Source organism: Acidovorax sp. GW101-11A03, assembly GCF_059424825.1.
Genome location: NZ_JBWKZU010000071.1, coordinates 1 through 22341, shown reverse-complemented (window position 1 = coordinate 22341; position 22341 = coordinate 1). Strand labels below are relative to the sequence as shown.

Here is a 22341-nt window from a genome sequence, read left to right as displayed (position 1 = left end):
CGACGACGCGCTCGAGCTCAAGTACACGCTGGCGGGCCTGCGCATGCAGGCCGACCTGGCCCAGCGCGAAGGCACCAGCACCGAAGAACTCAAGCGCTCGCTGCAGCAGATCGGCCGCTCCAGCATTCGCGCCACCCACACCGTCAACCAGCTGCTGGCCCTGGCACGCGCCGAAGGCGGCGGCGTGGCGTTTGCGCGCCAGCCCTGCGACCTGGCGCGCCTGACCATCGAGGTGGTGCGCGACTCCGTGCCGCGTGCGCTCGACAAACACATCGACCTGGGCTACGACGGCGCCGAACCCGGCACCCCTGGCGTGGCCCTGGACGGCAACCCCACGCTGCTCAAGGAGCTGGTGCGCAACCTGCTCGACAACGCCATCAACTACACCCCCTCCACGGCCGAGAAACCCGGCGTGGTCACCGCCCGCGTGCTGGCCGACACCTTTGGCCAGGTGCTGCTGCTGCAGGTCGAAGACTCCGGCCCCGGCGTCCCCGAGGCCGAGCGCGAGCTGGTGTTCCAGCCCTTCTACCGCGCGCTGGGCAGCGAGGCCGACGGTTCCGGCCTGGGCCTGCCCATCGTGCTGGAGATCGCACGCCAGCATGGCGCCGAGGTCACGCTCGAAGACGCGCGCCCCGGCCAGCAGCCGCCGGGGGCGCGCTTCAGCGTGCGTTTTGTGGCGCGGGATGTGGTGGCGGAGGGCTGATCTGGCGGAGGGCCGGGCCTGCGCCGCAGCGGCGATGCCCTGGCCACCCGCCACGGAACCTGCCATCCGGCATCATGCGACCTCACCGCACTGACGCAGCACCCCCATGACGCCACCGCCCCGCCGCTTTGCCAACACGCACCCTGCCGTGGTGATCGGCAACTTCCCCTGGTACGAAATGGTCTGGCGCTCGCTGCGCGGCGATTTCAAGCCGCGCAGCGAACCGGCGGGCGGCTACGAGGCCTTTGCCCGGCAGTGGACGCAGCCCGTGGACCCGGCGCGCCTGGCACAGCGCCAGCAGGCGCCCGTGATCACCTGGCTGGGCCATGTCTCCATGCTGCTGCAGGTGGCGGGCCTGAACGTGTTGATGGACCCCACGCTGTGCGATTTTGCGGGCCCCCTGGGCCGCTTCGGCGCCCCGCGCCGCGTGCCCGCGCCCCTGGCGCCCGAGGAGCTGCCGCCCATCGACGTGGTGCTGATCTCGCACAACCACTACGACCACCTGTGCTACGGCACCTTGCGCCGCCTGCGCGACGCGGGCCAGTCGCCCCGCTTTGTGGTGCCACTGGGGCTGGCCGACTGGTTCACCCAGCGGGGCATGGGCTCCGTCACCGCGCTGAACTGGTGGGAGCACGCCGACATCGCCCCCGGCGTGCGCGTGGTGTTCACGCCGTCCCAGCACTGGAGTCGCCGCACCCCGTGGGACACGAATGCCTCGCTGTGGGGCGGGTATCTGCTGGAATGGGTGCGCCCGCAGGCGGCTGCGCCCTGGCGCTTTCTGTTCCCGGGCGACACGGGCTACAGCGACGACTTCAAGGCCATCCGCCAGCGCCTGGGGCCCGTGGACTTTCTGGCCCTGCCCATCGGTGCCTACCTGCCCCGCGACTTCATGAAGCCCATGCACGTGAACCCCGAAGACGCCGTGCAGCTGATGCTGGATGTGGAAGCCAGGCAGGCCATGGGCGTGCACTGGGGCACGTTCATGCTGACGCAGGAGGCCTTCGACCACCCGCCGCGCGACCTGGCCGCCGCGCTGGCGCAGCGTGGCCTGCCGCAGGACCGCGTCTGGCTCCTGCGGCAGGGCGAGACGCGCGCCATACCTTTGATGTAGCGCTGCGCTGACGTAGTGGCGGTGCTTACGCCATCCTCTGTACCGACATCAGTGCCATGTACAGAAAGCCCCGGGCCGTGGGCACGCGGTACACGCCCTGGGCGCCCAGCACCTGGGCGGCCACACCCGCCAGCTCCCAGCCATCGGTGGCATCGCCCTTCCACAGCGGCACCGTGAGGTGCGGGAAGCCCTGGGCTTCGCCAAACTCCCGCACCGCCGCGATGCGCGATACCACCGGGGTCTCGTTGTGGAAATTGGCCCAGGCCCACAGCCAGGTGCCGCTGGCCTCCGACACCGAGCCGATGAACTCGATGTCGGCCACCACACGGGGCACACCGCCGTCCGAGAAGGTCAAGGTGCCAGCGGACTGATCGTAGTCCCAGCGCTCAAAGCGCGAGATGCCGTGGTCCTGTTCCAGCGCGCGCTGCTTGTCCCGCAGCGTGTGGTGGCCCTGCGTCACCGCATCAATCCAGGCTGCTTCGGCATCGCCGTCCAGGGCCTCCACGCTGCGCGCCATGGCGTCCTGGTAGCAGTGGTGGCACAGGATCTGAAGGTCCAGGCATTGCGCGTTGTGTTCGTTCCACTCGCCCCCATGCCGCATCAGCTCGGCGTTGCAGCTGGCGCACCAAGCGTCCGGGTAGGGGGTGTCTGGCGAGGGTGCATCGCAAAACCAGCGCTGCACCGGGTGGCGGCACAGGTGGCCGCAGATGTAGGTGGGCGCCGCTTCGCCGTGCTCGCCGCACTGGATAGATGTCGGCTCTTCGCTCATGGTGGCGCGGTGGGGATGAGGGGGCCTGGAGCAGGTTCTCAGCCGCAGGTGCGCAGCGTCTTGCCCGCCATGGCGCTGCGCAGGGCGTCCAGCTGGGGGCGCAGGGCATCGTTCACGGCGGGCAGGCGCAGTGTGAAGCCGGGGGCGTCGGGGCGCTCCTGCACCACGCGGGCCGTGCGCACGCCCTTGGTGCCCAGGTTGGCCAGCTCGCGCTCGGCGGCCTCCTTGGTGGTGAAGCGGCCCAGCGACAGGCCCAGTTCGAGCGTGCCCCCGGCGCGGTCGTGGTCCACCTTGCGGGCGCGCAGTTCGGCCCGCTTGCGGTCCAGCGTTTCCTGGTCTTCAAAGCGGCCCATGTAGACCATCCAGCGGCCTGCAATGGGTGTGGGCTCCAGCGCCCAGCTGCCTTGGGGCAGGGTTGCAGCGGCGGAGCGCAGGGCCTCGGCCTGGCGTTCGTCAAACACACCGGCCTGCAGGCACTCGCCGGGGTCGGCGGCCGGGGCGGCGGCGGATGCGGGGTTGTCGGCGGCGGTGGTGGTGCTTGCGGTGGGCGCAGACGGTGCGGCAGGGGCGGGCACGGGCGCGCCCGAGGAGGTCTTGCTCGCATTCACCTTCAGGATCTGCAGCGTCTCGGGCCGGATCTGCTGGTTCATGCGCTGGGGCTCGGCCTGCTCCTGCGGGGCCCAGCCCCAGGGACGCAGATGGCCCTGCGACCACGCGAAGTAGCCCGCGTTGGCCAGCAGCAGCACGATCACGGCGAGTCGGAGCATGGGGGGAGTGCCTTTCTGTGGCGTTCTTAGACCGGCGGCACGGCGCTGGGCCGGACGCTGATTTCGGAGCTGGTGATGGCCTGCATTCCGCCCGCGGTGTGCACCAGCAGGGCGCCATCGTCACCCACGCCGTGCGCGGTGCCGGTGTGGCCGTCGCTCAAGGTCACGGCACGGCCTTGCAGCACATCGCGGGCCGCAAAGCGGGGCTGCATGGGCGCAAAGCCATAGCCTTCAAACGCCTGCAGCATGGCTGCCAGCGGGGGCACGATGCGCTGCAGGGCAGTAGGCGCATCCAGGCCCGGCTCCACCTCCTGCAGGCTGCCAGGGGGCATGCTCATGCCTTCGGGGCTGCGGGGCAGTACGTTGATGCCAATGCCCACCACCACATAGCGTGTGGTGCAGGCGCCCGTCTGGGCGGAGATCGCCTGGGGCGCCACAAAACTCGCGGTCTCCACCAGGATGCCGCCCAGCTTGCGGTCGCCTGCGGCTCCGCCCAGCCAGAGGTCGTTGGGCCACTTCAGGCCGACGCGCGCGGGCTGGTTGGCGCCCAGTGGCGGCAGCACGGGCTGCAGGCTCTCGGCCACGCTCACCCCCACAGCCAGCGACAGTCCGGACCAATCCTTGGGCGCCAGCGGCAGGCCCAAAGACATCATCAGCGAAGCCCCCACATCGCTCTGCCACACCCGCCCCAGCCGCCCGCGCCCGGCGGTCTGCTGCTCGGCCACCAGCAGGGTGGGCTCGCACCGGCCTGCGCGCGCGCGGCGCATGAGTTCGGTGTTGGTGGAGTCGATGGTGGGCAGCACCTCGACAGTGAAGCCCGGCAGCAGCGGTGACACCGCCTCCCAGATGGCCTCGGCGGGCCAGCGGATGGGGGCATTCATCGCCGGGCCTTTTTGGCGGCCTTGGCGGAAGGTTTGGACGGCGGCAGCGGCACCGGCGGCGCCCAGCCACGCTTGGGCGCGAGCAGCGTGCCCCGGCAGTTGGGGCTGCCGCACCAGCAGGGGTACTCGGCCTTGAGCTTCGGGGTGTAGCGCTCTTCGATGATCAGGCCGTAGTCGTAGTTCAGCTCTTCGCCCGCCTTGATGTTGCGCAGCGCGGTGATGAAAATGCGGCCGTCCCGCTCGTCGGCGTAGCAGTTGGGGTTGCAGCTGTGGTTGATCCAGCGCGACGAATTGCCGCCGAACTTTGCGTCGATCACATAGTCTTCATCCACATGGAAGTAGAACGTGTGGTTGGGCTGCAAGGGGTCGTGCGGGTGCCGGTCCTGCGCTTCCTGCCAGCCGATCACTTCGCCCGTGTATTCGACAAGGACTTCGCCCTCTGCAATATCCTGCACGGCAAACACGCCCTTGCCGTGCACGCCCGAGCGCCGCGTCTGGATGCGGCGGCCTGGTGCAACAGTGGGGGCAGCGGGCGGTGCGGTGCGGGGCATGGCAAAAACTCTGTTAACTTGAATATGCACACACATGCGCGTGCGCGTGTACGCGTGAGGCAACGGATTGTAGAAGCGACCGGCCGGATGCCGGACAGCCAGACTGGCGAGAAACCAAAAAATGACCAAGACCCTGGTAATTGCAGAAAAACCCTCGGTGGCGCAAGACATCGTGCGCGCACTGACCCCCGTGGCGGGCAAGTTCGAGAAGCACGAAGACCACTTCGAGAACGACCGCTATGTCGTCACCAGCGCCGTGGGCCACCTGGTGGAGATCCAGGCCCCCGAGCAGTTCGATGTGAAGCGCGGCAAGTGGAGCTTTGCGCACCTGCCGGTGATCCCGCCGTACTTTGACCTGAAGCCCGTGGACAAGACCAAGAGCCGCCTGAACGCGGTGGTCAAGCAGGCAAAGCGCAAGGACGTGACCGAACTCATCAACGCCTGTGACGCGGGCCGCGAGGGGGAGCTGATCTTCCGCCTGATCGAGCAGTACGCCGGTGGTGCCAAGCCCCTGGGCAAACCCGTCAAGCGCCTGTGGCTGCAGTCCATGACGCCGCAGGCCATCCGCGAGGGCTTTGACGCGCTGCGCTCCGAGCAGCAAATGGCGGGCCTGGCCAGCGCGGCGCGCAGCCGCTCCGAGGCCGACTGGCTGGTGGGCATCAACGGCACACGCGCCATGACGGCGTTCAACTCGCGCGACGGAGGTTTCTTCCTGACCACCGTGGGCCGGGTGCAGACGCCCACGCTGTCGCTGGTGGTGGAGCGCGAAGAAAAAATCCGCAAGTTCGTGAGCCGCGACTACTGGGAAATCCACGCCACCTTCGGCGCTGAAGCGGGTGAGTACCCTGCCAAGTGGTTCGACCCCAAGTGGAAGAAGGGCGAAGATGCGGAGGCCAAGGCCGACCGCGTGTGGTCTGCCGCCGAAGCGCAGGCCATTGCCAACGCTGTGCGCGGCAAGCAGGCCACCGTCACCGAAGAGAGCAAGCCCACCACCCAGGCGTCGCCCCTGCTGTTCGACCTGACCAGCCTGCAGCGCGAGGCCAACGGCAAGTTCGGCTTCAGTGCCAAGACCACGCTGGCCCTGGCGCAAAGCCTGTACGAGCGCCACAAGGCCCTGACCTACCCGCGTACCGACTCGCGCGCGCTGCCCGAGGACTATTTGCCTGTCGCCAAGCAAACCTTTGAAATGCTGGCCGACAGCGGCATGCGCCACCTGGCGCCGCACGCGCTCACCGCGCTGAACAACAACTACGTGCGCCCGTCCAAGCGCATCTTCGACAACAGCAAGGTCAGCGATCACTTTGCCATCATCCCCACGCTGCAGGCACCGAGCGGCCTGAGCGAAGCCGAGCAAAAGCTGTACGACCTGGTCGTGCGCCGCTTCATGGCGGTGTTCTTCCCGAGCGCCGAATACACGGTGACCACGCGCATCAGCACCGTGGCCCCGCACAGCTTCAAGACCGAAGGCAAGGTGCTGGTCAAGCCCGGCTGGCTGGCCATCTATGGCAAGGAAGCGGCCGACGAAGTCGAAGGCGGCAAGGACGGCGACAAGGGCCAGAACCTGGTGCCCGTCAAACCCGGCGAGATGGTCAACACCCTGCAGGTTGACCCCAAGGGCCTCAAGACCAAGCCGCCCGCCCGCTACTCCGAAGCCACACTGCTCGGTGCCATGGAAAGCGCTGGCAAGCAGATCGACGATGACGAACTGCGCGAAGCCATGCAGGAAAAAGGCCTGGGCACGCCTGCCACGCGTGCAGCCATCATCGAAGGCCTGCTGACTGAAAAGTACATGCTGCGCGAAGGCCGCGAGATCATCCCCACGGCCAAGGCCTTCCAGCTCATGACGCTGCTGCGCGGGCTGGAGGTCGAGGAGCTCTGCCGCGCCGACCTGACCGGCGAGTGGGAGTACAAGCTCTCGCAGATGGAAAAGGGCCAACTGAGCCGCGAAGCCTTCATGGCCGAGATCGCCGCCATGACCGAGCGCATGGTCAAGAAGGCCAAGGAATACGACCGCGACACCATCCCTGGCGACTACGCCACGCTCGAATCGCCCTGCCCCAACTGCGGCGGCGTGGTGAAGGAAAACTACCGCCGCTTTGCCTGTGTAGGCAAGGCGGGCGCCGAGGGCTGTGGCTTCAGCTTCGGCAAGTCGCCCGCAGGCCGCACCTTTGAAACGGCTGAGGCCAACACCCTGCTGCGCGACAAGAAGATCGGCCCGCTGGAGGGCTTCCGCTCCAAGGCGGGCTGGCCGTTCACGTCCGAGATCGTCATCAAGTACGACGACGAGGCGCACAACTACAAGCTCGAATTCGACTTTGGCGACGACAAGAAGGGCGAAGAGTCTGGCGAGATAGTCGAGTTTGACGACGCCTCGCTGGGGGCCTGCCCCATCTGTGGCTCGGAAGTGCACGAGCACGGCAGCAACTACGTGTGCAGCAAGGCCGTGCCCACCACCGCACAGCCCACGCCCAGCTGCACCTTCAAGAGCGGCAAGATCATCCTGCAGCAGCCCGTGGAGCGCGAGCAGATGACCAAGCTGCTGGAGACCGGCAAGACCGACCTGCTCGACAAGTTTGTGAGCATGCGCACGCGCCGCAACTTCAAGGCCCACCTGGCGTGGGACAAGGAGGCGGGCAAGGTCAACTTTGAGTTTGCGCCCAGCAAGTTCCCGCCGCGCCCTGGCGCTGCTGCAAAAACAGTAGCTGCCAAGGCAAGCAAGACGGGCGCAGCGGCCAAAAAAGCCCCTGCAAAGAAGGCTGCCGCCAAAACCACCGCCGCCAAAGCCCCGCGCAAGGCTGCCGCAGGCAAGGCGCCCAGCGCCGCCCTGGCCGCCGTGATCGGCAACGAGCCCGTGGCCCGCCCTGAGGCCGTCAAGAAGATGTGGGAATACATCAAGACCCACAACCTGCAGGACCCCAAGGACAAGCGCACCATCGTCGCCGACGACAAGCTGCGCGCCGTGTTCGGCAAGGACAGCGCAGGCATGTTCGAGCTGGCGGGCATCCTCGGCAACCACCTGGGCGGCGAAGGATGACGCCCCACGGCGGCAAGCCCGCCGCATCGCCCGCCCTGGGCGTGTGGCGAACCGCGCTGGTGGTCGTTGCTGTTGCTGCTGTGCTGGGCGGTTGCAGCAGCACGCCGGGCTCCGCACGGTCCAGCGACCCCGCCAGCCCGCAGCCATCGCAGGGCGCCAGCGGCGTGACCGTGTTTGGCGATATCGATGTGGGCGTGACGCGCGAGCGCACGCGCTGACGGCACCCCGCGCCCGCGCAAAGCCTGCCGCCACCCAGCACGGCGCAGCGCGATGGATGGAGCGGGCGCCACAAGGGAGAGAGAGATGATGGAACCCGCACTGTCCCTGCAGATTGCCACCACGGTCCACCACCGCATCCACACTGTCACGGTGCGCATGGATTCGGTGGGCTGGGTGGTGTCGGGCACCAAGCACCTGGTCACGCCCGGTGGCGGGCATCGCTACCCCAGCGGGCGCGTGTTTGTGCTGCCACGCGGCGCACAGTGGGAGATCGTCAACGACCCCGCCCCGCAGGGCCGCTACGTGGCGCGGCTCCTGTGTTTTGCGCCGGAGCTGGTGGCGCAGTTTCACCGCCAGTTCGGCCAGTTTGCGGCTGTGCCTGCGGTGCAAGGCTGCGCGGGCCTGGCGGCCGACGCGGCGTTTGAAGACAGCTACATGCGTGCCGTGGCGGCGCTGGAGAGCGAGGCCAGCTCGCAGGCCCTGCGCGAACACCGCGCGCTCGAAGTGCTGCTGATGCTGGCCGAGGCGGGCATCGTGTTTGCCCCGCCCGGCGAACTGGGCTGGGCCGAGCGTGTGCGCCGCCTCATCGGCCCCAGCCCGCAGGCCAACTGGACGCTGGAGCGCATCGCCGCCGCGTTTGCGATGAGCGCCAGCACCCTGCAGCGCCGCCTGGCGCAAGAGGGCGAAACCGTGAGCCAGTGCCTGCGCGATGTGCGGCTGGAGACGGGGCTCATGCTGCTGCAAAGCTCCGCGCTGCAGGTGTCCGAGATTGCGGCCCGCTGTGGCTACGAGTCACACAGCCGCTTCAGCGCAGCGTTCCGCGAGCGTTTTGGTTTTCCGCCCTCGCAGCTGCGGCCCTAATGCTGAATCGAAGCCCCCTCGCCAACAACAAAACCCGTTCACGCTGAGCTTGTCGAAGCGCCGCGAGAGGCTTCGACTAGCTCAGCCAGAACGGTGGTGCTGGATCGGGCGCAGGTCCCCCTGACGCGCCGCGCACAACCTTTGACGCCGCCGGGCCAGTGCCATGGCGCGGCGCACCGCACCATCAAGGCCTTGTTCGACCCCGCTATCGCAAGGAGCCTTTCTGATGTCTTTTCCTCTTTCGCGCCCCCTTCGCGCCCTCACCGCCGCCGCCGCCCTGGGCCTTGCACTGGCCGCCCCAGCCCAGGCCTTCACCCTCACCAGCCCCGACTTTGCCGAAGGCAGCACGCTGCCCCAGCGCTTCGAGTTCAAGGGCTTTGGCTGCGCGGGTGACAACCAGTCGCCCGCCCTGCGCTGGAGCGGCGCACCCGCGGGCACGCAGAGCTTTGCCATCACTGCCTACGACCCGGATGCGCCCACGGGCTCGGGTTGGTGGCACTGGTCGGTAGTCAACATCCCCGCCAGCACAGCCGAGCTGCGGCCCGACGCTGGCGCAGCGGGCGGCGCCAAGCTGCCCGCAGGCGCCAGCCATGTGCGCATTGACTACGGCGTGGCTGCCTGGGGCGGCACCTGCCCGCCCGAGGGCGATGCGCCGCACCGCTATATCTTCACCGTGCATGCGCTCAAGGTGCCGCGCCTGGACCTGCCTGCCGACGCCACTGCTGCGTTGGCTGGCTACATGATCAACGCCCACAGCCTGGGCAAGGCCACGCTCACGGCGCGCTATCGTCGGTGATGTTTGTGGGGCCAGTACTGTCTGCTCTTCAGGCTGCCAGCAGGTAGGCCTTGATTGCCGTGCAGGCACGCTGGCGCAGCAGCTGCACGTCGGGCGGGCAGTCCGACCCCATGTAGGTGTGGGAGAACAGGCCGTACATGATGGTCTGGCTCACCCGGGCGGCATCGCGCACCGGGTAGCCGCTCGGCAGGCCGGCGGCCGCCTCGATGGCGCCGGCCCAGGCGTCCACGAAGCGTTCGTACATCTTGCGGTAGGCCTCGGCGCCGGAATAGTGGCGCTCCAGCAGGTAGTGCCCGCCCCACTCGGCGGGCTGGTCGCGGTGGGCCTCGATCTGCGAATCCACCACCGCCTCGACGATCTCCGACAGCGGCCGCCCCCCATGGCTGGCCGCCACCCCGCGCAGGGCCAGCAGCAGCGCCTTGGTGCGCAGGTGCAGGCTGACGCGCGCCAGGTCTTCCTTGCTGGCGAAATACTCGTAGAAGCTGCCTAGCCCGGTGCCCGCCACCATGACGATCTCGCGGATGGTGATGGCGGCATAGCCGCGCTCGACCAAAAGCCGAACAAAGGCGTCCTGCAGGGCCTGCGAGGTGTGCTGCGCGCGCGACTGGCGGGGGCGTCTTCTGCCGGGCAGCGGGGCGGGGCTGGGGGCTGGTTTCATGCTGGTGCGAATCCGAACACCCCCGGGGGGCGTTCTTCCTAGAATTTTTGGGTGTCTCCAGCGCGCATTCTGCAACGCAGAAATGCCGCGGAGACAAGGCCCCCCAAAGAACGGAGACATGCATGAAGATGAATTTCAAGGCGCCCCTGTGCGCCATCGCCCTGGCCTGCGCGACCGCCGCCTCGGCACAGCCTGCCGGCACCGTCAGGATAGCCTCGCTGGATGCCATGTCCGGCCCCATGGCGGGCCTGGGCCTGAACGTGCTCAAGAGCTTCCAGTACAGCGCCAGACTGGCCAGCGACCAGGGCTGGGCGGGGCGGGTGAAGTTCGAGATCGTGCCCTTCGACAACCGGCTCTCGGCCCAGGAAGCACTGAGCCAGCTCAACACCATCATCGGCCAGAACATCCGCTACGTGGTGCAGGGCGCCAGCTCGTCGGCGGTGGGCATCGCGCTGCAGGAAGCCATCGAGAAGCACAACAGCCGCAACCCGGGCGAGGAGATCGTCTACCTGAACTACGCCGCCCAGGCGCCGCAGATGACCAACGCCAAATGCAGCTACTGGCACTTCCGCACCGACGCCCACTCGGACATGAAGATCGAGGCGATGACCAATTACATCGCGCAGCAGAAGAACATCAAGCAGGTGCACCTGCTGAACCCGAACTACGCCTACGGGCAGGAGGTCTCGCGGGCCGCGCGCGACATGCTGGCCAGGAAGCGTCCGGACCTGAAGATCGTGGGCGACGACTTCCACCCGCTGGGCCAGGTGAAGGACTATTCGCCCTACATCGCCAAGATCAAGCAGTCGGGTGCCGATGCCGTCATCACCGCCGACTTCGGCGCGGACCTGGCCCTCATCATTCGTGCCGCACGCGACGCCGGCCTGGCGGTGGACTTCTACACCCTCAATGCCAACAACTTCGGCGTGCCCAGCGCCATGGGCGGCTCAGGAGAGGGGCGGGTGAAGCTGGTGTCGGCCTTCAGCCCCAACGCGCCACAGCTGGCCGCCAAGCCCCTGTTGCCCGACTTCAAGCGCCAGTTCAACGAAGACTTCATCAACGGCCTGGGCCACAACGCCATCTTGATGCTGGCCCAGGCCATGCGCGAGGCCAAGTCCACCGACCCGGTGCAGGTGGCGGCAAAACTGGGGGGACTGCGCTTCGAGGGCGTGAACGGTCCGGTCGAGATGCGCAAGAGCGACCACCAGGCCCAGCAGCCGCTTTACGTGCTGAGCTGGGAAAAGGTGGACGGCAAGACCGTGGTGCACGACCAGGAAAACACCGGCCTGGGCTGGAAGCAGGTGGCCACCATCGACACCGCGGCCGCCAGTCTGCCCACTACCTGCCAGATGAAGACCCCGGGCTGACGGCCCTTCTGCCCGACATCCTAGGAGACCCCCATGACCGGCATCCATCCCCACAACCAGGCCCCTGAACTCAAGGACTACAACGTCTACACCAGCGACCCTGTGCTGCGCCGCGCGGTCGAGCGCGGCGGCGCCCATTGGCGCGATGCCGAGCTGGTGCGCCAGGGCGCCGAGTACGGCGCCGAGGCCACGCTGCGCGCGGCCGAGGACGCCAACCACTTCGAGCCCGAGCTGCACACCCACTCGCGCACCGGCGAGCGCATCGACCAGGTGCGGTTCCACCCCGCATGGCACACCATGATGGCCATCGCCCGGCGCAACGGCATCACCAACCTGCCCTTCTTCGACGAGCGGCCCTCGGCCTGGTCGGCCTATGGCGCTTCGCTCTACATGCACAGCCAGATCGAGTCGGGCTCCACCTGCCCCACCACCATGACCAAGGCCTGCATTCCGCTGATGCGGCTGAACCCCGCGCTGTATGGCGTGGCCGTGCCGCTGCTGGGTTCGCTGGAGTACGACGCGCGCGACATCCCGCTGGCGCAGAAGCGCTCGATCACCGTGGGCATGGGCATGACCGAGAAGCAGGGCGGCAGCGACGTACGCACCAACACCACCCGCGCGGTGCCCTACGGCAGCGGTGCCTGGGGCGAGGAGTTCCTCATGACCGGCCACAAGTGGTTCTTCTCGGCCCCCATGTGCGATGGCCACCTGGTGCTGGCCAAGACGGACGAACGCGGCCCCACCTGCTTCTTTGTGCCGCGCTGGCGGCCGGACGGCAGCAAGAATGCCGTCCACATCCAGCGCCTGAAAGACAAGGTGGGCAACCGCTCCAACAGTGGCTGCGAGGTGGAGTTTCACGATGCTTGGGGCGTGCTCGTCGGCGAGAAAGGCCGAGGCATCTCCACCATCATCGAGATGGCCACCCATACCCGGCTCGACTGCGCGCTGTCTAGCGCGGGCTTCATACGCCAAGCCTTCACGCAGGCTCTGCACTACACCCGCAACCGCCACGCTTTTGGTAAGGCCCTGGTCGAGCAGCCAGTGATGACCGAGCTGCTGGCCGACATGGCGCTGGAGTCCGAAGCCGCCACGCTGCTGGCAATGGACCTGGCAAGCCGCTTCGGTTCCGCTACCCCGCTGGACACGGCTTGGCGCCGCGTGATGACACCGGTGGCCAAGTTCTGGAACTGCAAGCGTGCCGTGGGCCTGGCCGGCGAGGCCATGGAGGTATTCGGCGGCAACGGCTATGTGGAAACCGGCCCCATGGGCCGCCTGTTCCGAGAGGCGCCGGTGAACTCGATCTGGGAGGGCTCGGGCAACGTGATGTGCCTGGACGTGCTGCGCGCGCTTTCGCGCAACCCCGATGACGCCCACCTGGTGCTCGACCACCTGCAGGACGTGGCCAGCCAGGCCCCGGTGGTGCGGACCCAAGTGCAGCAGCTGCGTGATGCCATGGCGCAGACCCCCGAGGCGCTGGAACGCCAGGCCCGCCGCTTCACCCAGCGCCTGGCGCTCACCACCCAGGCGTGCCTGATGCTGCAGCACGCCAGCGCCGACGCATCGGCCGCCTTCATCGGCAGCCGCTTCGACCCCGACTGGGGACCGGTTACTGGCATCACCGCAGGCACTGCGGACCCCGCTGCGCTGTTGCGCGCGGCTTGGGTCTGAGGGGCGCGCCAATGATGGACTTCGTCTCGCTGCTTGACCAGCACGCCCGCACCCAGCCGCAGCGGCTGGCCTTGCGCGCCGTCGGCCAGGACTGGAGCTATGCCGCCCTGGCCGACGCCAGCCGCCGCGCAGCCAGCGTGCTGCACCACCATGGCGTGCGCGCGGGCGACCGCGTGGCGCTGCTGTGCCTGAACACCCCCGGTTTCATCTTCGCGCTGTTCGGCGCCTGGCGCCTGGGCGCGGCCGTGGTGCCCATCAACCACAAGCTGCAGGCGCCCGAGGTGGACTACATCCTGGGCCACGCCCGCATCAAGCTCTGCCTGGTGGACGGCACCCTGGCGCCCCTGGCCCACCGCACCCACACCGCCGTGGACTGGTTGGCCACCGATAGCGCCGCCGACGGCATGGCCTCGTTCGACACCCTGCTGGCCCAGGCCGCGCCGCTGGCTGGGCACGGCGTGCCCGCCAGCGACAGCCTGGCCGAGATCCTCTACACCTCGGGCACCACCGGCCAGCCCAAGGGCTGCCTGCACAGCCACGCCAACGTGTTCCACGCCGCGCTGTGCGCTGCCGCCGGCACCTCGCTCAGCCCCCAGGAGCGCACGCTGATCGCCATGCCCGTCTGGCATTCGTCGCCGCTGAACAACTGGCTGCTGGGCACCCTGCTGATGGGCGGCACCGCCGTGCTGCTGCGCGAGTACGCACCCAAGGCCTTCCTCGACACCCTGGCAGCCGAGCGCATCAGCTTCACCTTTGGTGCGCCCATCGCCTTCCTGGCGCCGCTGGCCGTGGTGCCGGACATGGCGGCCTACGACTTCAGCGCCATGCGCATGTGGGCCTATGGCGGCGGCCCGCTGGGCGCCGACATGGCGCGCAAGCTGGCGGCCAGCTACCGCAGCGACCGCTTCGTGCAGGTATATGGCATGACCGAGTCCGGCCCGCTGGGCTCTGTGCTCTATCCCGAAGATGCCATCGCCAAGGCCGGCTCCATCGGCCGCACCGGCATCCCGGGCGTGGCCATCGAGGTGCGTCACCCCGACGGACGCCTGTGCGGCGCGGGCGAGGTGGGCGAGATCCACCTGCGCTCGCCCGCCATGATGCAGGGCTACCTCGACAGCCCCGAGGCCAGCGCCGCCGCTTTCGACGCCCAGGGCTGGTACCGCAGCGGCGACCTGGCGCGGGTGGACGAGGACGGCTTCCTGTTCATCGTGGACCGGCTCAAGGACATGATCATCACCGGCGGCGAGAACGTCTACTCGAAAGAGGTGGAGGATGTGCTGGCCGCCCACCCCGACGTGCAGGACGTGGCCGTCATCGGCCGCCCGCACCCTGAATGGGGTGAAACCGTGGTGGCCGTGCTGGTGATGATGCCCGGGCACACGCTGCATGTAGACGGCTTGTGCAGCTTTCTTGCGCCCCGGCTGGCCCGCTACAAGATCCCCCGGGTCTTCGAGGTGCATGACACCCTGCCGCGCACCGCCACCGGCAAATTACTAAAACACACTCTGCGCCACACGGCCCCCAAAGCAAAATGACACACTCCAAAACTCCCTCGGCATCTATTTCCATGTATCCACGTACCATGTGCATTCTGGCCCTGCTAGGTGTGGCGCTCGGCATAGGCGCTTGTTCCACGACGCAGACGCCGCCCACTTCGGCTACGGTGGTGGGCGAGAGCCGCCCGGGTTCTGGTTACCTGAATGGCTACCTCACGCCAGCGCAACTGCCCGACAGCCTGGCCTTGCTACCGCCGCCGCCCGCGCCCGGATCCATTGCTCAAGCCGCGGACGACGCCAGCTTTCACCAATTGGCGGCGCTGCGCAGTACCCCGCGCGGCGAACTGGCACACCAGGACGCGCAACTCAAGTTCCCTGCGGCGGCGCAGGCCTTCGCTTGCGCACTGGGGGTGCCCGTTTCTACTCAGGGCACCCCACACCTGGAAATGCTGCTGCGCCGCACACTAACAGACGCGGGCCGTGCCACTTACAAAGCCAAGGACCACTATCGGCGCACTCGACCCTTCGTGGCCTTTGGCCAGCCCAGTTGCACACCGCAGGAAGAAGGCTATCTCGCTAAGGACGGCTCCTATCCATCGGGCCATTCGGCCGTGGGGTGGGCTTGGGCGCTGGTTCTGACGGAGCTGGCTCCCGACCGTGCTGACGCTCTGTTGCAGCGCGGCCGCGCCTTCGGGCAAAGCCGAGGCATCTGCGGTGTGCACTGGAGAAGTGACATTGAAGCCGGCCGTCTTGTTGGCGCAGCAACGGTGGCTCGGTTGCAGGCCGATGCAGTGTTCAAGGCCCAATTGACGCTGGCACGCACGGAGGTGGCACAGGCCCGCCAACGTGGCGTCACGCCGGGCGCGCACTGCCCAGCCCAGGCCGCCGCGCAGGGCGCATCCGTCGCGCTGGTACCCTGAACCGTTCGGCGGCGGGGCATTGCATTGGAACGAGTTCTTAAACTGTGCGGCCGCAGGTCCGTTTCAGTTGGCGGGCCATCCTCATTCGAATCATCGTAGCCCCGCCGCACCATGCGCAGCACCCGTGAACGTGCCCTCTGGTCCCTTCTGGCCGCACTGCTGCTGGCCGCTGCCGCCGCAGCCTGGTGGACCGCCGACCAGTGGCTGCCCCAGGTCGGGCCGTGGACTGAACAGGCCTGGAAAAAAATCACCCGCCCCGGCCCCGAGTCCCTGCCGCCCGACAAGCGCCCTTCTGCTGCGCAGGCCCGCCCCGCGCAATCGGGCGCATCCCAACCCGTGGCCCCACAGCCGCGCAAATGTGTGCGGGACGGCCGCACCACCTACACCGACCAGTCCTGCCCCAAGGGCAGCCAGGAGCTGCCGGTGGACGGCGCGCTCACGTCGCTGCCGCCTGCGCAGTAGCTGCTTGGTGGGCGGCTGATACCAGTGTGCGTTCAATAAACAAGAACCGGTCGGGCTGAGCCTGTCGAAGCCTCGCGCGGCGCTTCGACGGGCTCAGCGTGAACGGATTTGTATTTTTGAACGCATGCCGGTATGAGGGGCCGCTGGTGGTGGGCCGCTCTGCCTCACATGTCGTTTTTTTCCTAGCCCGCACGGGGTGGTCCGCATTCAATCGGTGGCTGGATTCACCACCTGCGGCCTGCGCAAACGGGCCGTTTCACCGATGCAAAACCCTCCTGTCTCGCGATCCCTGTGTGTATTTTTGTGGGCGCTGGCCGCCCTGGGCCTGGCCATCCCCTGGTACTTCAACACCCTGTACTTTCTGGCCGGTGGCAGCGTGATGCCCGGTGTCTTCTGGCGCGACGCCTTTGCCAATGCACTCACCACCGGCATCACCTGCGACGTGTACCTGGCCGCCGTGGCGTTCTCGGCCTGGGTGGCGGCCGACCGCCGCCTGGGCGCGTGGCGCTGGGCCTATATCGCGGCGTGCTTTGGTATCGGGCTCGCGTTTGTGATGCCGCTGTATCTGGCTCAGCGCTTGCGGATGGACGCAGCCCGCTCCAGCGGCTGACCCGTCTGCGCCTGCGCACCCACCTGCAGGGGCCAGTGTTCGGTGACCGGGCTGCGGCTGCCCTGCACCAGGGCTTGCAGCGGCTGGCCCGCCAGCCTGCGCACATCGCGCGCCATGTGCGACTGGTCGTAGTAGCCCTGGTCCACCGCCAGGCCCACCACCGGGTCGCCGGGCGCGGCCAGGGCGTTGCCCAGTGTGCTGTTCAGCCGCGCAATCACCTGAAACTGCTTGGGCGCCATGCCCCAGTGCGCCACAAAGCGGCGCTCAAACTGCCGCTGGCTCAGGCCCAGACGCTGGCCCGCGTCTGTTGCATCGTCGCTGGCCGCGTGCAGCAAAGCCAGCGCCTGATACCGTCGCGCCTCACAAGGCGATGGCGGCGCAACCCACTGGCGGATGAACTGGCACAGCACCTGCAGCCGCGCACCATCGTCCGCCGCCGCGCGCACTGCGTGTTCCACCTCGGCCCACGCCGGGCCCACCAGTTCTGCCAGTGGCCGCAGCGTGTTCACCAGCCCGCGTGCGCTGGCAAACAGCGCCGCTGCGGCCTCGGGCTGCAGCACCAGCCCCACGGCCTGCACTGGCCCGCTGTGTTCGTACACCGTGGCCGTGGTGCTGGCGCTCATCCACGCCGCTGGTGGCACGGGCTCGCCCCGGCACACCACCTGGCCTGCCAGCCGCACCACCAGCATGCTCGACACCATGGCCGGGAAATGCGACTGTGCCAGCGCCACCGGAGCATCGACCACCACGGCAGCCATCAGCCAGGGCTGTAAATCGGGGGGGACGGGCACCAAACGCTGCATGCCTGGATTCTGCACACCTGCGTGCAAGGCGCGGTGGCCCATGTCACGGTCACTGGCAAAGGCGCCAGCCACCCGCGCGACATGCGTCTGCCGCACGCCCCGACTATGCTTCGCGCTTCGCCCACCGGCCCACGCTAATCCGCGCCCCGCACCATGCAGCCAACCCCTACCCGATCCCTGCCCATGGCAGGCGCCACCAACTTTCGCGACCTGGGCGGCTACACCGGCCACGGCGGGCGGCCCGTGACGTGGCGGCGCATCTTCCGCTCCGACCACCTGGCGGGCCTGACCGCGCAGGACCAGGCCCTGCTGGCCGAGCTGGGCGTGGCCCGCGCGGTGGACTTTCGCGGCCAGGCCGAAAGCGCCGCCCATGCCTACGCACTGCCCGGCGTGGCCTACCACCCGCTGCACATAGAGCCTACCGTGGTGCAGCGCGCGCTGGAGCTGCAGCGCACCGGCCGCCAGCTCACCGCCCAAGACGCCGTGGGCCTGATGCAGGACACCTACCGGGGCTTTGTGCACGACAACGCCCCGCGTTTTGCCGAGCTGTTCCGCCTGCTGCTGGCCAGCGACGCGCCCATGGTGTTCCACTGCACCGCTGGCAAAGACCGCACCGGCTTTGCCGCCGCCCTCATCCTGCTCACGCTGGGCGTGCCGCGCGACGTGGTCATGCACGACTACTTGCTCACCAACAGCCTCTACCGCCGCCCCGAAGGCATGGGCAGCCACGCCCCCGAGGAAGTGCTGGCCGTGCTGTGGCGCGTGCAGGAGGAGTTTCTGGACGCCGCCCTGCACATGGTGGACCACGACTTTGGCGGCGTGCAGGCGTATCTGGTGGACGTGCTGGGCGTGGACGCCGCTGCGCAGAAGGAATTGGCAGGGCGGTATCTGCAGGCGGTGTGACGCCCTGATGTGCCTTGCTGGTTGGCGTGCCCACCGACCATGGCGCACTGTTGCTTGTGCGCTGCAGGCCCCCGCCTTTTTCTGTGGCGCAGCGCCGATGCCCCGAATTCCGTGGGCCCGCGTGGGTAGCATGCCCAGCTTCACTTTTCTGCGGCGCTTTGGTGCGCCCTTGCTCTCATGATCCGACTGGTACTGATCGCCCTGGTGTTGCTGGGTGGCTTTTATGCGCATGGCCGTTTGACGTTTTCCGAGCCGCGCGTGATGGGCTGGATGACACAGCACGCCGCGCGCAGCATGCAGGGCGACAGCGTGGCCTGTGACGACTACGCCGACGACCTCAAGGTCGAGCTGACCGCCAAGGGCCAGCGCGGGCGCTGGGAGGTCGAGGGCGGCAAGGCAGAGATGTGTGGCTACCTCAAGCAATCGGCCGCCGCGTTGACGGTGCTGCAGGCCACCACACAGACCGAGTTCGACAACGTGCGCATCACACGCGGCGGCTTTCCGTGGACCACCGCCCGGCTGCAGTACACCCAGCGCACCACGGTGCAGGCAGGCGGCCTGCCCAGCATGACGGTGACCAGCGAAGACGCGATGGTGCTGGCACGCACCCCCGGCGGCCTGCGCATTCGGGAGCTGCAGTCGCAGTCGTCGGGCGGGCTGTGAGGGCTGCGGGAGCGGCGGTGGGGCTCAGCGGACCCGCACCGACGCCCCCGTCGCATAAAACTGCCCCCCCGCCACATAGTGCAGCGTGCGCAGCTCCTCCGGCGCAGTGTCGAACTCCCAGTGCCCTTGGCGAAACACGCGCTCATCCGCCCATGCGGCCACCACCTCACCGATGAACAGGTCGTAGGCCTGCTGGTTGTGGGGCTCGGGCAGCAGGCGGCACAGGAGCCAGGCGGCGCAGCCTTGCACCAGCGGGGGCGTGGTGTGCGCGGGGTGGCCGGGGGCGCTGAACAGTTCCACGCCATGGCGTTGCAGCTTGTCGGGCTGGGTCTTGGCGCTGTCGGTGCCCAGGGCGACGGTGAGGGCTGCCATGGGCACGGTGGGCAGCTGCAGGGCGAACTGGCCGCTGGCCTCCACCAGCTCGCGGGTGCGTGTGGCCTTGTCGAGCACCACCGTGACCTTGGGCGGCGCAAAGTCGAGCGCGCAGGCCCAGGATGCCGCCATCACGTTGTGCTGGCCCGCGTGCGCGGCCGACACCAGCACGGTGGGGCCGTGGTTGAGCAGGCGGTAGGCCTTGTCGAGGGGGACGGGGCGGGCGTGGGGCGGGGTTGGCATGAGGGGCGGGGCGGAGGGCGCTGTGGATGGGAGTTGTTTGCTATATATTTAATAGCTATTGGCGCATGATAGTCGCGCGCAGACGGCCATTTTGGCTTGAAAAACCGGGGCGAGGCAGCCGCAGGGCTTTGGAGAAAGCCGCGCACCCGGGGCCGCGCCGTCCCGGTGCTACCAGCAAGTAACATGCTCCTGCTTCTCAGCTTCTATCAACCGCCCCTCGGGGCCCTATGGAGACAACACGATGTTCAGTCATGTGATGGTCGGCGTGAACGACCTGGAGGTGTCGAAGGTGTTTTACGACGCGCTGCTTGGCACGCTGGGGGTGCCGCCCGGAGTGGCCAACAAGAACCGCTATTTCTACCGGGGCCCGCACGGCACCTTTGGCATCACCACGCCCATCAACGGCGAGCCCGCCACCTTCGCCAATGGCGGCACCATCGGGTTTGCGATGCAGTCGCCCGAGCAGGCTGATGCCTTCCACGCCGCCGGGGTGGCGCATGGCGGCACCACCTGCGAAGACCCGCCGGGCTGGCGCGAAGGCCCGGGCGGGCGGCTCTATCTGGCCTATGTGCGCGACCCGGACGGCAACAAGCTCTGCGCGCTGCACCGCCCGCCCAAGTGATGCGGGTTCAGGCGCTCTGGCTCTGGGCGCCGGGCCGCCGCACGGCGCGCACCTTGCCGCTGCCACCGCCCCCGCAGTAGAAGAGGCCTGCCCCGTCGGACTCAAGCCCGCTCACGCCCACGCCGGCGGGCATGTCCAGCTGCTGCAGCACGGCACCGCTGGTGGGGTCGATGTGGCGCAGGCTGCTTTCCTCGCCCTCCCAGGTGCCGTGCCACAGCTCGCCGTCCACCCAGGTCACGCCGGTGACGAAGCGGTTGGATTCGATGGTGCGGCGGATCGCGCCCGTGGCGGGGTCGATCTGGTGGATCTTGCGGTCGCGGTATTGGCCCACCCACAGGCTGCCTTCGGCCCAGGTCAGGCCCGAGTCGTTGCCGCCGCCGGGCGCGGGGATGGTGGCCAGCACCTGGCCCGTGGACGGGTCGATCTTGTCGATGCGCGCCTCGGCGATCTGGTAGAGATGCGTGCCGTCAAACGCCGTGCCCGCGTCGCACACCACGTTCAGCGTGCGGGTGGTGGCGCCGCTGGCCGGGTCAAAACCCACTAGGCGCTCGCCCGTGGCGGCCCACACGCGCTGGCCGTCGTGTGTCACGCCGTGGATGGTGCTGGCTCCGTGGAAGGGTCCGTATTCGCGCACGACCTCGGCAGGGCGGCGCAAGGCAATGGGCAGCTGCAGGTGCGATGGGGGCGTGTCGCCCAACTGGCTGCCGCAGGCGGTGTCGTGGGCGGATGTTGAAAGCGTGGTGTCGGTCATGTCGATGGCTCCTTGCGGGGGGTGCCCGGTGCACGTTGATGAGGTGGTGCGGTGGGCGGTATGGCCACTTTAGGGATTTGGCTGCGTGGTGGGGAGTAACAAGATCGTCGTGAATCCCACCAGCGGCGCGGCCACCCAGCGGCGGGCGCGGGCCTGGCCGATGGCGCGCACCTGGCTGCTGGCCTCCAGCTCGGCCAGCGCGCGTTGCACGGTGCGCTGGCTGTCGCCCAGGGCCAGTGCCAGGGCCGATGTGGACCAGGCCGCGCCGTCCGCGAGCAGCGCCAGTAGCGCGCCCTGTGCGCCATCCACGGGCGGTGCCAGCACGGCCACGGTGCGTCCGCCCAGGGGGCGCAGCACAAAGCCGCGCGCCGTGGCCTCCACGCCCGCCAGCGGCGCGATGAGTTTGCGCAGGCGGCCCATCTCCACGCGCAGCCGTGCGCGGTGCGTCTCGTCGGGGTGGCGGGTGCGGAACACGCTCGCAATCAGCGCCTCGCGGTCCACATCGCCGGGCCAGGCCTGGGCCAGCGCACGCACCAGCGCAAACAGCACGGGGCGGCGCGCCAGGGGCAGCGCTGCGCCACCCGCAAGCACCGCGTGGCGGCAGGCATCGACCACCAGCGTGTGGCTGGATGCGCGCAGCGCGGCCACGTCCTGCAGCCGCAGTGCCTGTTCGCTGCCCGGTGCCAGCAGGCGCGCAGCGGGCTGGGCCAGCAGCGCACGCGCGTGGGCCACCTCGGCCTGCAGGGCGGGCACACCGGCATGTTGCGCGGCCCGCTCGGCGTGTTGCAGGGCGGTGTGGGCGGCGTCGATGTGCAGGGCGCGCAGCGCCAGTTCTGCGCAGGTGAGTGCGGCCACGGCGGCCAGCGGGGCGGGCAGGTGAGTGGGCAGGGGCACACCGTCGGCCGGGTGGGCTGCCAGCATGTCGGATGCCTCTGCCAGGCGCCCCAGCAGCACCAGCCTGCGTGCTGCCACCAGCCGGGCCTGCAGCGCGTTGGTGGTGTCGCCGTGGGCCTGCAGCGTGTGGGCCGCTGTCAGCAAGGCTGCGGGGCCCTTGCTGCCATCGCCGCCCAGGTCGCGCTGGGCCAGGGCCACCTCGGCCTCGGCCACCACA

Annotated in this window: 24 protein-coding genes; 15 read left to right on the top strand and 9 right to left on the bottom strand. The window is 68.6% G+C overall.

Annotated features, from left to right (window positions below; genetic code table 11):
• Both AC07Z7_RS21610 and AC07Z7_RS21605 read left to right on the top strand, forming a co-directional pair.
• A partial coding sequence (locus tag AC07Z7_RS21610) for a sensor histidine kinase (protein ID WP_494767616.1) occupies window positions 1-703 on the top strand: 703 nt, incomplete at its 5' end.
• A 106-nt stretch (window positions 704-809) separates the two neighbouring features.
• Window positions 810-1814 carry an MBL fold metallo-hydrolase gene (locus AC07Z7_RS21605; RefSeq protein ID WP_494767615.1) on the top strand — a complete coding sequence of 335 codons (1005 nt, stop codon included), beginning with the start codon at window positions 810-812 and terminating at the stop codon, window positions 1812-1814.
• Window positions 1815-1839: 25 nt separating this feature from the next.
• On the opposite strand, the gene AC07Z7_RS21600 is transcribed toward AC07Z7_RS21605, so the two are convergent.
• From AC07Z7_RS21600 to AC07Z7_RS21585, 4 genes are read right to left on the bottom strand one after another with little or no spacing between them, the layout of a single operon-like run.
• Complete coding sequence (locus AC07Z7_RS21600; protein ID WP_494767614.1) at window positions 1840-2583, bottom strand: DUF6882 domain-containing protein; 744 nt, start codon at window positions 2581-2583, stop codon at window positions 1840-1842.
• 38 nt (window positions 2584-2621) lie between these two features.
• On the bottom strand, window positions 2622-3350 hold the full coding sequence (locus AC07Z7_RS21595) for an SPOR domain-containing protein (protein WP_494767613.1): 729 nt from the start codon (window positions 3348-3350) through the stop codon (window positions 2622-2624).
• A 26-nt stretch (window positions 3351-3376) separates the two neighbouring features.
• Window positions 3377-4231, bottom strand: a complete 855-nt coding sequence (locus AC07Z7_RS21590) for a biotin--[acetyl-CoA-carboxylase] ligase (RefSeq protein ID WP_494767612.1) — start codon at window positions 4229-4231, stop codon at window positions 3377-3379.
• Window positions 4228-4782: an SET domain-containing protein gene (locus AC07Z7_RS21585; RefSeq protein WP_494767611.1), complete on the bottom strand. Its 555-nt coding sequence runs from the start codon at window positions 4780-4782 to the stop codon at window positions 4228-4230. The genes AC07Z7_RS21590 and AC07Z7_RS21585 overlap by 4 nt, the downstream gene beginning before the upstream one ends.
• Window positions 4783-4903: 121 nt before the next feature.
• On the opposite strand from AC07Z7_RS21585, the gene AC07Z7_RS21580 reads away from it, so the two are divergent.
• The 4 genes from AC07Z7_RS21580 to AC07Z7_RS21565 all read left to right on the top strand — a co-directional run bounded on the left by AC07Z7_RS21580 (window position 4904) and on the right by AC07Z7_RS21565 (window position 9692).
• Entirely contained in the window at window positions 4904-7816 is a 2913-nt protein-coding gene (locus AC07Z7_RS21580; protein ID WP_494767610.1) for a DNA topoisomerase III, read from the top strand.
• Window positions 7813-8034, top strand: a complete 222-nt coding sequence (locus AC07Z7_RS21575; RefSeq protein ID WP_494767609.1) for a hypothetical protein — start codon at window positions 7813-7815, stop codon at window positions 8032-8034. The genes AC07Z7_RS21580 and AC07Z7_RS21575 overlap by 4 nt, the downstream gene beginning before the upstream one ends.
• Window positions 8035-8119: 85 nt before the next feature.
• A complete protein-coding gene (locus AC07Z7_RS21570; protein ID WP_494767608.1) occupies window positions 8120-8896 on the top strand; it encodes a helix-turn-helix transcriptional regulator in 777 nt (258 codons plus the stop codon).
• Window positions 8897-9122: 226 nt separating this feature from the next.
• On the top strand, window positions 9123-9692 hold the full coding sequence (locus AC07Z7_RS21565) for a YbhB/YbcL family Raf kinase inhibitor-like protein (RefSeq protein WP_494767607.1): 570 nt from the start codon (window positions 9123-9125) through the stop codon (window positions 9690-9692).
• A 28-nt stretch (window positions 9693-9720) separates the two neighbouring features.
• Here the strand turns inward: AC07Z7_RS21565 and AC07Z7_RS21560 are convergent, their stop codons facing one another.
• Window positions 9721-10350: a TetR/AcrR family transcriptional regulator gene (locus AC07Z7_RS21560; protein WP_494767606.1), complete on the bottom strand. Its 630-nt coding sequence runs from the start codon at window positions 10348-10350 to the stop codon at window positions 9721-9723.
• Window positions 10351-10472: 122 nt separating this feature from the next.
• Between AC07Z7_RS21560 and AC07Z7_RS21555 the strand changes: the two genes are divergently transcribed.
• From AC07Z7_RS21555 to AC07Z7_RS21530, 6 genes are all read left to right on the top strand, one after another.
• Complete coding sequence (locus AC07Z7_RS21555; protein WP_494767605.1) at window positions 10473-11717, top strand: branched-chain amino acid ABC transporter substrate-binding protein; 1245 nt, start codon at window positions 10473-10475, stop codon at window positions 11715-11717.
• Window positions 11718-11750: 33 nt separating this feature from the next.
• Window positions 11751-13385, top strand: coding sequence for an acyl-CoA dehydrogenase family protein (locus AC07Z7_RS21550; protein ID WP_494767604.1), 1635 nt, complete (start codon window positions 11751-11753; stop codon window positions 13383-13385).
• 14 nt (window positions 13386-13399) lie between these two features.
• Complete coding sequence (locus AC07Z7_RS21545) at window positions 13400-14920, top strand: class I adenylate-forming enzyme family protein (protein ID WP_494767603.1); 1521 nt, start codon at window positions 13400-13402, stop codon at window positions 14918-14920.
• 32 nt (window positions 14921-14952) lie between these two features.
• The gene (locus AC07Z7_RS21540; protein WP_494767602.1) at window positions 14953-15801 is read left to right on the top strand and encodes an acid phosphatase; all 849 of its coding nucleotides are present in this window, start codon (window positions 14953-14955) and stop codon (window positions 15799-15801) included.
• Between the two features lie 111 nt (window positions 15802-15912).
• Window positions 15913-16263, top strand: a complete 351-nt coding sequence (locus AC07Z7_RS21535) for a DUF4124 domain-containing protein (protein WP_494767601.1) — start codon at window positions 15913-15915, stop codon at window positions 16261-16263.
• Window positions 16264-16525: 262 nt separating this feature from the next.
• On the top strand, window positions 16526-16873 hold the full coding sequence (locus AC07Z7_RS21530; protein ID WP_494767600.1) for a DUF2834 domain-containing protein: 348 nt from the start codon (window positions 16526-16528) through the stop codon (window positions 16871-16873).
• Here AC07Z7_RS21530 and AC07Z7_RS21525 read toward each other — a convergent pair.
• Window positions 16834-17676: an AraC family transcriptional regulator gene (locus AC07Z7_RS21525; RefSeq protein WP_494767599.1), complete on the bottom strand. Its 843-nt coding sequence runs from the start codon at window positions 17674-17676 to the stop codon at window positions 16834-16836. The genes AC07Z7_RS21530 and AC07Z7_RS21525 overlap by 40 nt on opposite strands.
• 183 nt (window positions 17677-17859) lie before the next feature.
• Here AC07Z7_RS21525 and AC07Z7_RS21520 point away from each other — a divergent pair, with 183 nt between their 5' ends.
• Window positions 17860-18579 (top strand): tyrosine-protein phosphatase, encoded by a 720-nt coding sequence (locus AC07Z7_RS21520; protein ID WP_494767598.1) that lies wholly within the window; start codon window positions 17860-17862, stop codon window positions 18577-18579.
• Window positions 18580-18756: 177 nt separating this feature from the next.
• Complete coding sequence (locus tag AC07Z7_RS21515) at window positions 18757-19242, top strand: hypothetical protein (protein WP_094289617.1); 486 nt, start codon at window positions 18757-18759, stop codon at window positions 19240-19242.
• A gap of 24 nt (window positions 19243-19266) precedes the next feature.
• On the opposite strand, the gene AC07Z7_RS21510 is transcribed toward AC07Z7_RS21515, so the two are convergent.
• Window positions 19267-19857 (bottom strand): flavin reductase family protein, encoded by a 591-nt coding sequence (locus tag AC07Z7_RS21510; protein ID WP_494767597.1) that lies wholly within the window; start codon window positions 19855-19857, stop codon window positions 19267-19269.
• Window positions 19858-20098: 241 nt separating this feature from the next.
• Between AC07Z7_RS21510 and AC07Z7_RS21505 the strand changes: the two genes are divergently transcribed.
• Complete coding sequence (locus AC07Z7_RS21505) at window positions 20099-20479, top strand: VOC family protein (RefSeq protein ID WP_094289621.1); 381 nt, start codon at window positions 20099-20101, stop codon at window positions 20477-20479.
• 7 nt (window positions 20480-20486) lie between these two features.
• Here AC07Z7_RS21505 and AC07Z7_RS21500 read toward each other — a convergent pair whose 3' ends face one another.
• Together AC07Z7_RS21500 and AC07Z7_RS21495 are read right to left on the bottom strand one after the other, a co-directional pair.
• Window positions 20487-21230, bottom strand: a complete 744-nt coding sequence (locus AC07Z7_RS21500) for a Vgb family protein (RefSeq protein ID WP_494767596.1) — start codon at window positions 21228-21230, stop codon at window positions 20487-20489.
• A gap of 69 nt (window positions 21231-21299) precedes the next feature.
• The coding region (locus AC07Z7_RS21495; RefSeq protein WP_494767595.1) for a helix-turn-helix domain-containing protein at window positions 21300-22341 on the bottom strand (1042 nt) is incomplete at its 5' end.

Excerpts from the sequence above, each read along its gene's own strand:
- AC07Z7_RS21605 (WP_494767615.1), top strand. The coding sequence starts at position 810 with ATGACGCCACCGCCCCGCCGCTTTGCCAACACGCACCCTGCCGTGGTG.
- AC07Z7_RS21600 (WP_494767614.1), bottom strand. The coding sequence starts at position 2,583 with ATGAGCGAAGAGCCGACATCTATCCAGTGCGGCGAGCACGGCGAAGCG.
- AC07Z7_RS21595 (WP_494767613.1), bottom strand. The coding sequence starts at position 3,350 with ATGCTCCGACTCGCCGTGATCGTGCTGCTGCTGGCCAACGCGGGCTAC.
- AC07Z7_RS21590 (WP_494767612.1), bottom strand. The coding sequence starts at position 4,231 with ATGAATGCCCCCATCCGCTGGCCCGCCGAGGCCATCTGGGAGGCGGTG.
- AC07Z7_RS21585 (WP_494767611.1), bottom strand. The coding sequence starts at position 4,782 with ATGCCCCGCACCGCACCGCCCGCTGCCCCCACTGTTGCACCAGGCCGC.
- AC07Z7_RS21580 (WP_494767610.1), top strand. The coding sequence starts at position 4,904 with ATGACCAAGACCCTGGTAATTGCAGAAAAACCCTCGGTGGCGCAAGAC.
- AC07Z7_RS21575 (WP_494767609.1), top strand. The coding sequence starts at position 7,813 with ATGACGCCCCACGGCGGCAAGCCCGCCGCATCGCCCGCCCTGGGCGTG.
- AC07Z7_RS21570 (WP_494767608.1), top strand. The coding sequence starts at position 8,120 with ATGATGGAACCCGCACTGTCCCTGCAGATTGCCACCACGGTCCACCAC.
- AC07Z7_RS21565 (WP_494767607.1), top strand. The coding sequence starts at position 9,123 with ATGTCTTTTCCTCTTTCGCGCCCCCTTCGCGCCCTCACCGCCGCCGCC.
- AC07Z7_RS21560 (WP_494767606.1), bottom strand. The coding sequence starts at position 10,350 with ATGAAACCAGCCCCCAGCCCCGCCCCGCTGCCCGGCAGAAGACGCCCC.
- AC07Z7_RS21555 (WP_494767605.1), top strand. The coding sequence starts at position 10,473 with ATGAAGATGAATTTCAAGGCGCCCCTGTGCGCCATCGCCCTGGCCTGC.
- AC07Z7_RS21550 (WP_494767604.1), top strand. The coding sequence starts at position 11,751 with ATGACCGGCATCCATCCCCACAACCAGGCCCCTGAACTCAAGGACTAC.
- AC07Z7_RS21545 (WP_494767603.1), top strand. The coding sequence starts at position 13,400 with ATGGACTTCGTCTCGCTGCTTGACCAGCACGCCCGCACCCAGCCGCAG.
- AC07Z7_RS21540 (WP_494767602.1), top strand. The coding sequence starts at position 14,953 with ATGTATCCACGTACCATGTGCATTCTGGCCCTGCTAGGTGTGGCGCTC.
- AC07Z7_RS21535 (WP_494767601.1), top strand. The coding sequence starts at position 15,913 with ATGCGCAGCACCCGTGAACGTGCCCTCTGGTCCCTTCTGGCCGCACTG.
- AC07Z7_RS21530 (WP_494767600.1), top strand. The coding sequence starts at position 16,526 with ATGCAAAACCCTCCTGTCTCGCGATCCCTGTGTGTATTTTTGTGGGCG.
- AC07Z7_RS21525 (WP_494767599.1), bottom strand. The coding sequence starts at position 17,676 with ATGCAGCGTTTGGTGCCCGTCCCCCCCGATTTACAGCCCTGGCTGATG.
- AC07Z7_RS21520 (WP_494767598.1), top strand. The coding sequence starts at position 17,860 with ATGGCAGGCGCCACCAACTTTCGCGACCTGGGCGGCTACACCGGCCAC.
- AC07Z7_RS21515 (WP_094289617.1), top strand. The coding sequence starts at position 18,757 with ATGATCCGACTGGTACTGATCGCCCTGGTGTTGCTGGGTGGCTTTTAT.
- AC07Z7_RS21510 (WP_494767597.1), bottom strand. The coding sequence starts at position 19,857 with ATGCCAACCCCGCCCCACGCCCGCCCCGTCCCCCTCGACAAGGCCTAC.
- AC07Z7_RS21505 (WP_094289621.1), top strand. The coding sequence starts at position 20,099 with ATGTTCAGTCATGTGATGGTCGGCGTGAACGACCTGGAGGTGTCGAAG.
- AC07Z7_RS21500 (WP_494767596.1), bottom strand. The coding sequence starts at position 21,230 with ATGACCGACACCACGCTTTCAACATCCGCCCACGACACCGCCTGCGGC.